This window comes from Flavobacterium sp. U410 (genome assembly GCF_053570605.1).
Genome location: NZ_JBSEFI010000017.1, coordinates 1 through 12,806, shown reverse-complemented (window position 1 = coordinate 12,806; position 12,806 = coordinate 1). Strand labels below are relative to the sequence as shown.

Sequence of the window (12,806 nt, the reverse complement as noted above, 5' to 3'; positions counted from 1 at the left end):
CAGAGCGTTTGCTTTTGAATGAAATTTCATAAATTGATGAATAAAAATAAATTAATTTTAATTGTTCTTTTTGCGTTGCCCATTGTAGCGTATTTGATATTTGCTTCTGCAGAACATAATTCTTTATTCCTTCCTACCATTTCTAAAAATAATCAGGAATTGCCCGATAACTGGGAATCGTTGAGAGGGAAACCTGTTGCTCTAAAAGGAAAAATCACAGTTTTAGGATTTCCTGGAGATAGCATTATGGAAGTTAAAGGAAACCTTTTTAATTTGAATCAAAAAATTTATAATAAGTATTTTGGATTTAAAGACTTTCAAATGGTTATGGTTATGCCAAAAGGAAGTGAAGAGGATTGTAAAGAAATTTTAAGAAAATTGAGTGCGGTAACTGAAGATTTATCAGGTTGGAATTTCGTATTTACCACTCCTGATTCTATTAAACAATATTTTGATACTTTTCATTTTGTTGAAGGATTAGACAATACATCAGGTACACCATCTGTCTTTATTATTGATAAAGAATTGTCTTTGAGAGGTCGAAAAGGGAAAAATAAAAAAGGAGAAGAAGAGTTCAGAGAAAGTTATAATACCGTTTCCGCAGCTGATTTGCACAACGAAATGAGCGATGATGTGAAAATATTACTAAGAGAATATCGTTTGGCTTTGAAACGCAATCACAACCAAAGAAAAGATGAGTTCCGCGATAAAATTTCAGAAGGTGTTGAAACAGGTTTAAACAAATAGTTCATGAAAAATAAATCGTATATAGGAATTTCATTTATCGTTTTGATTTTTGGAATCTGGACTGTAAAAGAAATTAGAGCGCGTTATTTTACACCAGCTGATTTGGTAGAAATTGGTTCGGCGCCCAGTTTTGAATTGACCAATCAAGACGGGAAAAAGATAACAGATAGAGATTATTTAGGAAAGGTATATGTTTTAGAATTCTTCTTTTCGACTTGTCCAACAATTTGTCCAAAGATGAATCAAAATATGTTGAAGATTCAAGATCAGTTTAAGAATAATACTGATTTCGGTATTGTGTCTATCACTATAAATCCCGAAAACGATACGCCTGAAGTTTTAAAAGAACATGCTCGACTTTTAGGAGTCAAACATCCGAATTGGAATTTTTTAACCGGAGACCAAAAGTATGTTTATGAACTAGCAAACAAAGGATTCAATTTATATGCTGCCGAAAACAGTCAGGTAAATGGTGGATTTGAACATTCAGGAATGTTTGCTTTAATTGATAAAAAAGGGAATATTCGTTGTCGAAAAGATCAATTTGGAAATCCTATTTTATATTATGATGGTATAGAGCCGGAAGGAATAGAAGCCATTACAGAAGACATTCAAAAATTATTAAAAGAATAACAATTATATTATGAATAACGCTATAGAAACGAAATATAAAAAGTTAATAGTTGCTTTATCTGTTATTATTCCATTAGCAGTAGCTGTTTTATTTGGAGTAAATCTGAGAAAAATGGGTTTTGATGTAGAGCCTTTATCTTTTTTGCCTCCGATTTATGCGTCTATTAATGGAGTTACAGCTATAGTTTTGATTATCGCGGTTTGGGCTATTAAAAACGGGAATCGTAAATTGCATGAAAACTTAATGAAGTTGGCTATTGCTTGTTCCGTGTCTTTTTTGGTGATGTATGTGGCCTATCACATGACTTCTGATTCTACAAAATATGGAGGAGAAGGACTGTTAAAAGGACTTTATTTCTTTATTCTAATTTCGCATATACTACTTTCCATTGCAATTATACCTTTGGTTTTAGTTACCTATGTAAGGGCTCTGGCAGAACGCTTTGATAAACATAAAAAATTAGCGAAAATTACCTTTCCTATCTGGTTATACGTTGCAGTTACCGGAGTAGTAGTGTATTTAATGATTTCCCCTTATTATGCTCATTAATAAAAAAAGAATGCAGAGTAAAACTCCAAAATACTTAGGAATCCTATTTTTTCTTTTTTCTTTTTTCTTTTCTGCTGCTTCGTATTCACAATGCGCCATGTGTAGAGCAGCCTTAGAAAGTGAAGAAGGAGGCGTGAAAGCAGAGGGAATAAATAACGGAATAGTATACCTAATGGTTATTCCATATATCTTAGTAGCTGCTGCCGGATTTGCTATTTATAAAATTAAGTATAGCAAAAAAGACAAAAAGGAAAATTAATCCATTCCGTCAATTTTAATACTGATTTTTCCTTTGGTCGACAAAAAAGCAATGATAGCTTTATTGGTCAATTCAATTTTTTCAAATTCAAAATCGCCTAAAGTTCCGTTGATGAAAATACCTTTCATAGGGGTATAATTGTTTAGGTAAGGAAGCATATTTTTCTTGCCTTCATCTAAGTTTTCTCGGATAGAGTAGCGGCAATTTTCTTGAATTTTTTTCAAAATAGTACCTTGTGCTAACCAATTGGCCGATTTCAAAAGAACGTTTTTAGTGTTCAGAACATAGTTCAATTGGTCAAAATAAATCTCTTGAGTCACCGGATTATAGTTTGGATAACCGTTTAAGTAAATTTCGCCGTTAATGCTTCCTGATAAACGTAAAGCAATGATGAGCTTGTTGTCTTTTTCCCAAAGATTTACTTCTTCTACAACAACTTTTCGACTTCCTGAAGCAAATTCCTGTCCTTTAAAATTTTTAGTGATTACTTTAGAAGCGCTTTCGTAAGTAGAAACTCCGGCTAATGCTAAATTTACTTGGTCTGGCATTTTGCCGACAGGTTTTAAAACCATTTCTTTTCTGTTGAATTTTTTATCAGGTTTTTGTCCGATCATTGTTTGTAAAGTACATTTCAACCCCATATCCAAATTGATTTTCTTGTTTTTTAACTCGGCTTCCGTTACATATAATTCAATAGGGATTAATGAAAACCAAGTTTCATATCCGTCATGAACTAAAAGAGGCTCACTGATTTTATCTAACGCATCAAACACCTGAGGTTTAAAATCACAAGTGTTGTCAATGGCTTTATCAATTTGTTGCGCAATTGTTTTTTTAAAATAACTCAGTGTAGGGTTGATAAGATATGTGATCGGAATTTTTTTACCGGAAACCAGAATGGTCGGACTTTCATTCCATTTAAAATCTTCAATAGTGGAAGTGGTAGTGAGTTTCCAATTGGTTAAGTGGGCTTTACTTTTCATGGTAAGGATTCCATCCAAATAAATTTCTCGAGTATCATTTAATCCTAAGAAGTCCGTTCCATATTTTACTTTGGTCCAAATTTTTAGCGGAAGCTTAGAAACAATATCGCCATTTTGTTCGTCAAGTGTAATAGGATCAGATTTCCATATTTTTAATTCGCAGTTATCATCTTTCAAAATAGAATCGTTGTAAATCAGTCCTTTTAAGTTTTTATTCAACTGTTTTTCAATGTCTTTTAAAGTGATTTCAACGGGAAGAGCAATAAAAGAAGTTTTATTACTGTAAACCATAGGCGTATTGTCAGAAGGTAAAGGTTTTAGCGCTTCAATTTGTTTTGAAGTACTGCCACAAGAAGTAAAACATAGTAAAACGATTAAAGAAAGTAAAATAAAAAGTAAAAGCGGTTTCATGAGTGAATTTTTGTGTAAAATTAAAATTTTATCGATTTGCTGTAACAAAAAGATTAAAAATCGGTCATATAGTAAAATCACAAGAAATAGATAAGCAAATGCTAAAAAAAATAACATTGTTTTTGTTGGTTCCTTTGGCTTTTCAGGCGCAAACTAAGAAGTGGTCACTTCAGGAATGTGTAGAATATGCTATGGAAAACAATATTAGTATTGAGTCTAGTGGGCTTGATTTAAAGAATTCTGAAATTGATAAAAAAGATGCTTTGGGTAACTTTTTACCGAGTGTGAATGCTTCTGCGTCTCATTCTTGGAATATAGGGTTGAACCAAAATATAACAACAGGTTTGTTAGAGAATCAAACTACTCAATTTACCTCAGCTGGTTTTAATGTTGGTATTGATGTGTTTAAAGGTTTGCAAAACCAAAACAGGTTAAGAAGGTCTAATTTGGCATTGATTGCTTCTAGATATCAACTTACAAAAATGAAAGAAGATGTCGCATTGAATATTGCAAATGCATATTTGCAAATTTTATTCAATAAAGAAAATTTAAAAATTCAGCAAGAGCAATTAAAAATAAATAATGAGCAGTTGTCTAGAACTCAAGAGTTAGTAGATGCAGGAATGGTTCCCAAAGGAGATTTGTTAGATATTCAAGCAACAGTAGCTTCAAATCAAAAAACAATCATTACCGCCGAAAATACTTTATTGATTTCAAAGTTAAGTTTAGCTCAATTACTCAAAATAAAAGATTTCATGAATTTTGATGTTACCGAAGAAGAGTCGGATGTTTTTCAAAGTCCTGTTTTAAACGAATCTTTTGATGTCATTGTTGATAAAGCTAAAGCTGAACGAACTGATTTGAAAATTGCACAGTCTAATTTGGAAATTGCGCAGAAAGATATTGCCATAGCAAGAGGATCATATTATCCTACGATTAGCGGTTTTTATGCTTTCAATACCAGAGCTGCTTATAGCGATAGAGTGATTGGTGTTATGCCCGATGCAACAAACCCTACTTCAGTAATTGGATATGTTGATGGAACAGGGCAAAATGTTTTGCAACAGAATTTTTCTCCGATAATTGGCGGTCCGGCTTCAGTTTGGGATCAATTTAAAGACAATAAGGGGCAAAATTTTGGACTACAAATCAGTGTGCCAATTTTTAATGGATTTTCCGTTCGAAATAATGTGCAAAGATCAAAAGTAGCTTATGAAAAAGCTAAATTAAATTTAGATCAACAAGAATTAGATTTAGAACGAAATGTATTTACAGCTTATACAGATACTAAAGCAGCAAAAGAAACTTATGAAGCTTCTTTAAAGGCATTTGAGGCAAGAAAACTTTCGTATGAATATGCAAGCGAAAGATATGCTATTGGGTTAATGAATGTTTTTGATTTTAATCAAGCTCAAACAGCTTTAGCCAATGCCGAATCGGATGTCTTAAACGCAAAATACGATTACATTTTCAGAACCAAAATTTTAGAGTTTTATTTCGGAATACCTATAATTCAAAACAATTAACCATGTCAAAGAAAACCATTTATATTTTAGTAGCTTCAACTGTAGGCTTAATTATTGTACTTTTAGGCTTAAAGAAAGCAGGTGTTATTGGTCAAAATGAAGATGTTAAAACCGTAGAAATAACAAAAGCCGCTCAAAAAACAATTGTTGAAACCGTTTCAGCAACCGGAAAGATACAGCCGGAAATTGAAGTAAAGATTTCATCGGAAGTATCGGGCGAAATCATAGATCTTCCTATCAAAGAAGGACAACAAGTAAAGAAAGGAGATCTATTGGTTAAAATTAATCCGGATATATATGTTTCCGGAGTAAATCGTACAGCAGCATCTCTTTCTACGACTAAAGCAGGTTTAAATCAGGCTGACGCACAGTTAAAAGAAGCGAAAGCAAACTACGATAGAAATAAAGTATTGTTTGATAAAGGAGTGATATCAAAATCAGAATGGGACAAGATAGTTTCTGCTTATGATGTAGCAGTTGCTAGTAAGCAATCGGCTTATTTTAATGTACAAAGTGCATCGGCTACGTTAACCGAGGCAAAAGATAATTTAGGAAGAACAACCATTTATGCTCCGGCAGACGGAACAATTTCTTTGTTATCAGTTGAGTTAGGAGAGCGTGTTTTAGGAACACAACAAATGGCGGGAACTGAGCTTTTGCGTGTGGCTAACTTAAATAATATGGAAGTTGAAGTGGATGTTAATGAAAATGATATCGTAAAAGTTAGTATTGGAGATTCCGCTAAAATTGAAGTGGATGCTTATTTGAAAAAAGAATTTAAAGGAATTGTGACTAGTATTTCCAATTCGGCAAGTTCTGATTTAACTGCAGATCAAGTGACGAATTTTAAAGTAAAAGTTCGCATTCTGAAAGAATCCTATCAAGACTTACTGGAAGGAAAACAGGAGAATTATTCACCTTTTAGACCCGGTATGACAGCTACAGTGGATATTATAACTAAAAGAAAAGAAAATGTAATTGCAGTACCTATCAGTGCTGTGGTAATTAAAGACGATACGACTTCTGTTAAGAAAGATGTGATGGCTGAATTAGAGAAGAAAGAAGCAAAGCCAACAGCGTCATCTTTTGATAAAAAATACGAGTGTGTTTTTGTGAAATCTAACGGTCAAGCAAAATTAAGAGTAGTGAAAACCGGAATTCAAGACGATTCTAATATTGAAATCGTTTCAGGATTAAAACCGGGCGAAGAAATAATTACAGGACCATATACTGTTGTTTCCAAGGAATTAGTTTCTGGCGATAAAGTGAAGCTGGAAAATGAAGCCGACAAAAAGAAATAATAGCATTTTAAATTTTAGTTTTGGGTTTAGTTAAAGCACGAATTTTTTCGTGCTTTACTTTTTTCGTGCTATTCTTTGTATTTTTGCACCGAATTTAAGGACTTATGGCAATTATTCTAAATATAGAAACGGCAACTAAAAATTGTTCAGTTTCATTGGCTAAAGACGGGCAATTGATTGCATTGAAAGAATTGGCAACTGAGCAGTTCTCTCATGCTGAAAAATTACATGTTTTTATTGAAGATATTTTAAAAGAAACACAGTTGACGTTTAAAGATCTGCATGCTATTGCAGTAAGTCAAGGACCAGGATCTTATACGGGATTACGTATCGGAGTTTCAACGGCCAAAGGATTGTGTTATGCTTTAAGTCTACCTTTAATTGCTGTGGACACTTTAGAAATTTTGTCTCAAACCATAACGATTGATTCCGGAGTAATTATACCGATGATTGATGCAAGACGAATGGAAGTCTTCTCAGCTGTTTTTGATTCAAATAAAAATAAAATAAGAGCAACCAAAGCCGAGATTATAGATGAAAATAGTTATAAAGAAATAACGGAAGTAATTCATTTAGTTGGTGATGGAGCTCCTAAGTTACCAACTGTGTTAACGGATGATAAGTTTGTTTTTCACCATGAGATATTGTTCCCTTCAGCAAAAGAAATGGTAAGTTTGTCATTTGAAAAGTACAAAAAAAGCGACTTTGCAGATGTCGCTTATTTTGAACCTTATTATTTAAAAGATTTTGTAATTACTGCTAAAAAATCTTAAGCTTTCGATGGTTTTTTAATTTCAACTTGGTGTGGGTAAGGAATTTCAATACCGGCAGCATCAAGGGCTAATTTAGTTTGTTCCATTACATCAAAGTAAACGGTCCAATAGTCTGCAGTATTAGACCAAGGTCTTACCGCAAAATTTACAGAACTGTCTGCTAATGCTAATACATTTACTGTAGGTGCAGGATCTTTCAGAACTAAGGGGTGATCGGTTAAAACTTTCATTAAAACATCTTTAGTTTCTTTGATGTTAGCATCATAACTCACACCAAAGACTAAGTCTACTCTTCTGGTTCCTTGGGTATTGTAATTTACGATGTTACCGTTTGAAAGGACGCCGTTTGGAATAATGATTTCTTTGTTAGACAACCCGATTAGCTTGGTAGTGAAAATTTCAATTTCTTTAACAACCCCCATTTCTCCTTGAGCTTCGATAAGATCTCCGATTTTAAAAGGTTTAAAGATCATAATTAAAACTCCTCCGGCAAAATTTCCCAAAGAGCCTTGAAGTGCCATACCTACTGCTAAACCTGCAGATGCTAGAATAGCAGCAAAAGAGGTAGTTTCAATTCCTAGTTTAGCTAGTATAACAAGAACTAAAAGAATTTTAAATCCCCAACTAATTAAATCTAATAAGAATTTTTGAAGACTCTCTTCCAGACTCCTCTTGAGCATGATTTTTTTGGTGGCAAGCATGATTTTTTTAATGATCCAACCTCCAATAATCCAAATTAAGAAAGCACCTAGAACTCTTAGTCCATATTCTGTTCCTAATCCAATAATTTTTTCTAACCAGTTTTCAATTTTCATAAAGGCATATAAATTTTAATATTTTCTAAATTTAAGTTATTTTGAATTAGTGGACAAAATTAATCAGGAGAGTAGATGAATAATAGCTTTTTAACAAGTTGTTTAGATTTATAACTTCAAGTTTATTAATAGTAATGAGAAAAGGTAGAGAGCTAAATATTTGAAAGAATGGATAATTAATAACATTAACTTAACATTAAAAACGAATTCTTAAAGGAATTTTGCAAAAAATAAAATTAAGTAATGGAACAGGTTTATATTGTAATGCTCGTAGCATTAGCCATTTTAGCAATTATCGATTTAATGGTGGGTGTGGCTAACGATGCTGTGAACTTTTTAAACTCGGGTATTGGTTCTAAAGCAGTCTCTTTCAAAACATTAATGATTGTGGCTAGTATAGGTGTTGCTTTAGGGGCACTTTTTTCTAGTGGAATGATGGAAATTGCCAGAAGTGGAATTTTTGTTCCGTCCATGTTTACGTTTGAGGATGTCATGATGATATTTTTAGCTGTAATGATTACAGATGTTTTATTACTAGATATTTTTAATTCTTTAGGATTTCCAACATCTACTACTGTTTCTGTTGTTTTTGAATTATTAGGTGGAGCTGTTTGTTTGGCAATCTATAAAATTGCCACGCAAGATGGAGATATTGATACATTATCAGCTTATATTAATACCGCAAAAGCATCGGAAATTGTCTCAAGTATTCTACTTTCGGTAATTATTTCTTTTACTGTCGGTGCTTTTGTAATGTATATTTCGAGAATAGTATTTTCATTTCATTACGAACAAAAGGTAAAATATTTTGGAGCTATTTTTGGTGGTATTGGAATTACAGCGATAACGTACTTTATCCTTTTTAAAGGGATTAAGAGTTCTTCTTTCATGACTCCGGAATTGAAGGATTTGATGAAAGAAAATCAGTTTTACATCATTTTAGCCAATTTTGTTTTTTGGACCGTATTTTCTCAAGTTATTATTAGTCTGAAGCAAAATATTTTTAAGATAATTATTATCATCGGAACTTTTGCATTGGCTTTAGCTTTTGCAGGTAATGATTTAGTGAATTTTATTGGTGTACCTATTGCAGCTCTTCAATCGCATGAAATCTATGTTGCTAATGGTAGCGATGCTAATATGTTGATGGGAGCTTTGGCTTCTAATGAAATTAAGGCTAATTTTTGGTTGCTTCTTTTTGGTGGTGGGATAATGGTATATACCCTTTGGACCTCTAAAAAAGCCAGAGAGGTTATTAAAACAGGTGTAGATTTATCTCGTCAAAGTGAAGGAACGGAAAAATTTGATGCTAATAATTTATCTCGAATTATTGTAAGAGGAAGTATTTATGTTGGTCAATTGATTAACTATGTATTACCAAAATCATTAGAAGTTAAAATTGACAAGAGATTCGAATCAAGAAAATATGCTAAAAAAGAAGAGAAACCGGCTTTTGATATGGTAAGAGCAGCTGTTAATTTGATGGTTGCTAGTATTTTGATTGCTGTGGGAACTTCATTGAAATTGCCTTTGTCTACAACTTATGTAACTTTTATGGTAGCTATGGGTACTTCATTTGCAGATAGAGCTTGGGATAGAGAAAGTGCTGTGTATCGTGTTGCCGGAGTTTTTAATGTAATCGGAGGTTGGTTTGTAACGGCATTTGTGGCTTTCTTTATGGCATCTACAGTGGTGTTTTTGCTGAAAGTAGGTAAAGTGTTTACCTTTGTTGGGTTGATGATTTTAGTTGGAATTTTATTATACCGAAGTGGTAGAAAATATGTCCAAAAGACAAAAGAAGAAGAGGAGCAGGCTAAATTGAAAAGAGAAGATATTGCTACCATTAAAGAAGTAATGTCCGAGAGCTCTGCTCAAATTTCTAGAGTTGTTGCTAGTGCAAGATCATTATATGCTGATGTAATCAATAATCTAGGATTACAAGACTTGAATAAGCTAAAAGAAAATAAAAAGAAACTTAAGAAGCTTGAAAAAGAGGTTGATGATCTAAAAGGAAATGTGTACTATTTTATTAAAAACTTAGATGAGACTTCAGTTGAAGGAAGTAAATTTTATATTCTTATTTTAGGTTATTTACAAGATATGGTTCAGTCAATTGGTTATATAACAAATAATAGCTACTCACATATTAATAATAACCATAAGAATTTAAAATTCAATCAAATAAGAGATTTAAAATCTGTTGACAATCAATTGAATCATCTGTTTGAAAGTTTGGAGAGTAGCTTTGTTAACGAAAAATTTGACTCTATAGCTTTAATTTTAAAAGAGAAAGATCAATTGTTAGATTCAATTTCTGAATTGATCCAAAAGCAAATTACTCGAATCAGAACGACTGAAAATAGTCCTAAGAATAGTAAGTTGTATTTTGGATTGCTTTTGGAAACGAATGATTTAATCAAAGCGACAATGAATCTTTTGGAGCTATTCCAAGAATTTGACAACCACGTCAAGACTAAAAATACGATTAAAAAAGTAATGGTTTAATCATAAAAAAACAGGAACTCAACGAGTTCCTGTTTTTTTATATGTATGTATTAAATTATGCATTGTTAGCAACGACAACTATTTCATTGTCATTTAACATTTGGCGTAACATGTTTTCAATTCCGTTTTTAAGCGTAAAAGTAGAAGATGGGCAACCACTACACGCTCCCTGAAGAACTACGTTTACATGTTTGTTATTTTCATTAAATGATTCAAACATAATATTCCCTCCGTCACCTTGTACGGCCGGTTTTACATACTCTTCTAATATATTTATAATTTGTTGAGAAGTAGCATCTAGCTTGTCAAAATAGGTCTCTTGCTGTTTCTCGTGATGCTCTGTCTTTGTAATCAATGACTCGTCAATAACGGTTTTGCCATTTTCTAAATATTCTTTAATAAACGTTCTGATCTCTAAAGTAAGATCATCCCAGTTGGCAATTTCATATTTCGTAATCGAAATATAATTTTCATCAATAAAAACTTCTTTAACAAAAGGGAATTTAAAAAGTTCTTGTGCTAAAGGCGAAGCCTTAGTGTGATCAATATTTTTAAATTCAACCATTGTTTTAGTTAACAATTTGTTGGCAACAAACTTCATTACTGCGGGATTTGGAGTCGTTTCACCATAAACTGTTACCGGAGTTTTTTTAATGGTTTCGTCGATTTCAATTATTTTTCCGCCATTAGCAATAAAGTCCTCAATTTGTTGTGCTACTGCATCTTGAACATCTTCCCATTCAACAATTGAAAAGCGCTCTATGGCAATAAAGTTTCCCGAGATGAAAACTGTTTTGACAAAAGGCAAATAGAATAACTTTTGCGCTAATGGAGAGTTTTTTGTTTCATCAATGTTCTTAAATTCAAAACTCTGATTTCGAACTAAAAAATCTTCGATTTCAAATTTAACAATTGCGGGGTTATTTGTGTTTTTTATAGATATTTTATTCATTGAATCAATTTTTTTAGCAAAAATAGCAAAGAAATTCGTTACTTATTTATATTTTCGCTTTTTTAAACAAAGTTTAACTTGTTTTTAAAGAATAAAATATTCTATCTATGATGTCGATTATAAAACAAAACTCTTATCTAAAAGTTTTGTTGTTTGTGCTATTTTTTCTATCTTTTAAATTTTCATACTCTCAGTGTTCAACAGATGTTGTGGCTTGTGATTTGTCTAGTGCTCCAACATTTACTTTTGTGAATCAAAGTTTAGCAACTAGTTCTTGTTTAGATTTGGTTCCAGGTAATACAGTAGCTTATATTACTACGTACGTTACTTCTGATGGTAATCTTAATATGTTGATTAATGGGAGTTCGGGTTCGGGTTATCTAGATGTTGCTGTTTACAATGTCCCATCTGGATTGTCTCCTTGTGATGCAATTCAAGATGTTAATAATGAATTGCAATGTAATTATGCAGATTTTGATAACGGCTGTAATCAGTTAGGAACTCAGTTTCCTTGTATGTCTTCTGTTCCTGCACCATACGTTACCGCAGGACAGACGTTGATAATTGTTGTCGAAAACTGGAGTGGACTTTCTAGTTTTTTTAGTATTGAGGTAGCTTCGTCACCTGATTCAGCCCAGTTAGGATTGCCAGATGCTACAATAAATACTGTAGCGCCATTTTGTGTAAATGATTCTCCTTATCAAATGACAGCAGTAAACAATGGTGGGAATTGGTCTGGTGCAGGGATTTCTACAGAGGGTATATTCTCTCCTTCATTAGCAGGGCTAGGAACTCATACTATTTATTATAGTATAGGAACTGGAATCTGTTCGACAAATATTGAGTCAATAACAGTAGAGGTACTTGATGCGCCTTCTGTACCAACGATAACAACAACATCAGCGACTTGTAGTTTAGCTGGAGAAAGCACGATTACCAATATAGATCCGTCATTGACTTATGTGTTTAGTCCAACAGGACCAACTGTAGATTTAACAACAGGAGTAATCAGTGGTATGGTATTAGATACGCCTTATACTGTTCATTCGAACAATGGCGATTGTGATTCAGCAGCTTCGGCATCTTTTACCAATGATACGATGTTGGTAACTCCAGCTGTACCGGTTATCTCAACAGCATCAGCGACTTGTAGTTCAGATGGGGAAAGTACAATTACCAATATAGATCCGTCATTAACTTATGTATTTAGTCCAACAGGACCAACTGTAGATTTAACAACAGGAGTGATCAGTGGAATGGTAGTAGGAACTTCTTATACGGTTTATGCGGGTCATGGAAGTTGTTCTTCTACTTTAAGTTCCGGTTTTGTAAACGACCCTATGCAGTCTAA

The 12,806-nt window shown here is 32.9% G+C and carries 11 protein-coding genes and 1 pseudogene; 9 read left to right on the top strand and 3 right to left on the bottom strand.

Features of this window, described 5'->3' with window-relative positions; all coding sequences use genetic code 11:
* Positions 1-18: 18 nt before the first annotated feature.
* The 4 genes from ACUSJC_RS11740 to ACUSJC_RS11725 are packed head-to-tail and all read left to right on the top strand — an operon-like array spanning position 19 to position 2,189.
* The gene (locus ACUSJC_RS11740) at positions 19-747 is read left to right on the top strand and encodes a hypothetical protein (protein WP_449269758.1); all 729 of its coding nucleotides are present in this window, start codon (positions 19-21) and stop codon (positions 745-747) included.
* A gap of 3 nt (positions 748-750) precedes the next feature.
* Entirely contained in the window at positions 751-1,380 is a 630-nt protein-coding gene (locus tag ACUSJC_RS11735) for an SCO family protein (protein ID WP_449269757.1), read from the top strand.
* Positions 1,381-1,390: 10 nt separating this feature from the next.
* Positions 1,391-1,930 carry a DUF420 domain-containing protein gene (locus tag ACUSJC_RS11730; RefSeq protein ID WP_449269756.1) on the top strand — a complete coding sequence of 180 codons (540 nt, stop codon included), beginning with the start codon at positions 1,391-1,393 and terminating at the stop codon, positions 1,928-1,930.
* Between the two features lie 10 nt (positions 1,931-1,940).
* Positions 1,941-2,189 carry a hypothetical protein gene (locus ACUSJC_RS11725; RefSeq protein WP_449269755.1) on the top strand — a complete coding sequence of 83 codons (249 nt, stop codon included), beginning with the start codon at positions 1,941-1,943 and terminating at the stop codon, positions 2,187-2,189.
* On the opposite strand, the gene ACUSJC_RS11720 is transcribed toward ACUSJC_RS11725, so the two are convergent.
* Positions 2,186-3,583 carry a DUF4403 family protein gene (locus tag ACUSJC_RS11720; protein WP_449269754.1) on the bottom strand — a complete coding sequence of 466 codons (1,398 nt, stop codon included), beginning with the start codon at positions 3,581-3,583 and terminating at the stop codon, positions 2,186-2,188. The genes ACUSJC_RS11725 and ACUSJC_RS11720 overlap by 4 nt on opposite strands.
* 98 nt (positions 3,584-3,681) lie before the next feature.
* On the opposite strand from ACUSJC_RS11720, the gene ACUSJC_RS11715 reads away from it, so the two are divergent.
* The 3 genes from ACUSJC_RS11715 (at position 3,682) to tsaB (ending at position 7,183) form a co-directional block, all read left to right on the top strand.
* Positions 3,682-5,109: a TolC family protein gene (locus tag ACUSJC_RS11715; protein WP_449269753.1), complete on the top strand. Its 1,428-nt coding sequence runs from the start codon at positions 3,682-3,684 to the stop codon at positions 5,107-5,109.
* 2 nt (positions 5,110-5,111) lie between these two features.
* Entirely contained in the window at positions 5,112-6,410 is a 1,299-nt protein-coding gene (locus ACUSJC_RS11710; RefSeq protein ID WP_449269752.1) for an efflux RND transporter periplasmic adaptor subunit, read from the top strand.
* A gap of 104 nt (positions 6,411-6,514) precedes the next feature.
* On the top strand, positions 6,515-7,183 hold the full coding sequence (tsaB, locus tag ACUSJC_RS11705; RefSeq protein WP_449269751.1) for a tRNA (adenosine(37)-N6)-threonylcarbamoyltransferase complex dimerization subunit type 1 TsaB: 669 nt from the start codon (positions 6,515-6,517) through the stop codon (positions 7,181-7,183).
* Here tsaB and ACUSJC_RS11700 read toward each other — a convergent pair.
* A complete protein-coding gene (locus ACUSJC_RS11700; protein ID WP_449269750.1) occupies positions 7,180-7,998 on the bottom strand; it encodes a mechanosensitive ion channel family protein in 819 nt (272 codons plus the stop codon). The two genes, tsaB and ACUSJC_RS11700, sit on opposite strands and share 4 nt — an antisense overlap.
* Before the next feature lie 243 nt (positions 7,999-8,241).
* Here ACUSJC_RS11700 and ACUSJC_RS11695 point away from each other — a divergent pair, with 243 nt between their 5' ends.
* A complete protein-coding gene (locus ACUSJC_RS11695; protein ID WP_449269749.1) occupies positions 8,242-10,503 on the top strand; it encodes an inorganic phosphate transporter in 2,262 nt (753 codons plus the stop codon).
* Positions 10,504-10,558: 55 nt separating this feature from the next.
* On the opposite strand, the gene ACUSJC_RS11690 is transcribed toward ACUSJC_RS11695, so the two are convergent.
* Positions 10,559-11,455, bottom strand: coding sequence for a NifU family protein (locus ACUSJC_RS11690; protein ID WP_449269748.1), 897 nt, complete (start codon positions 11,453-11,455; stop codon positions 10,559-10,561).
* A gap of 107 nt (positions 11,456-11,562) precedes the next feature.
* Here ACUSJC_RS11690 and ACUSJC_RS11685 point away from each other — a divergent pair.
* Positions 11,563-12,806 (top strand): annotated as a pseudogene (locus ACUSJC_RS11685) (hypothetical protein); the annotation flags it as partial.

Bases quoted from the DNA above. Each gene is read 5' to 3' on its own strand.
- ACUSJC_RS11700 (WP_449269750.1), bottom strand. From the start codon at position 7,998: ATGAAAATTGAAAACTGGTTAGAAAAAATTATTGGATTAGGAACAGAA.
- ACUSJC_RS11695 (WP_449269749.1), top strand. From the start codon at position 8,242: ATGGAACAGGTTTATATTGTAATGCTCGTAGCATTAGCCATTTTAGCA.
- ACUSJC_RS11730 (WP_449269756.1), top strand. From the start codon at position 1,391: ATGAATAACGCTATAGAAACGAAATATAAAAAGTTAATAGTTGCTTTA.
- ACUSJC_RS11725 (WP_449269755.1), top strand. From the start codon at position 1,941: ATGCAGAGTAAAACTCCAAAATACTTAGGAATCCTATTTTTTCTTTTT.
- tsaB (WP_449269751.1), top strand. From the start codon at position 6,515: ATGGCAATTATTCTAAATATAGAAACGGCAACTAAAAATTGTTCAGTT.
- ACUSJC_RS11690 (WP_449269748.1), bottom strand. From the start codon at position 11,455: ATGAATAAAATATCTATAAAAAACACAAATAACCCCGCAATTGTTAAA.
- ACUSJC_RS11720 (WP_449269754.1), bottom strand. From the start codon at position 3,583: ATGAAACCGCTTTTACTTTTTATTTTACTTTCTTTAATCGTTTTACTA.
- ACUSJC_RS11740 (WP_449269758.1), top strand. From the start codon at position 19: ATGAAATTTCATAAATTGATGAATAAAAATAAATTAATTTTAATTGTT.
- ACUSJC_RS11715 (WP_449269753.1), top strand. From the start codon at position 3,682: ATGCTAAAAAAAATAACATTGTTTTTGTTGGTTCCTTTGGCTTTTCAG.
- ACUSJC_RS11735 (WP_449269757.1), top strand. From the start codon at position 751: ATGAAAAATAAATCGTATATAGGAATTTCATTTATCGTTTTGATTTTT.
- ACUSJC_RS11710 (WP_449269752.1), top strand. From the start codon at position 5,112: ATGTCAAAGAAAACCATTTATATTTTAGTAGCTTCAACTGTAGGCTTA.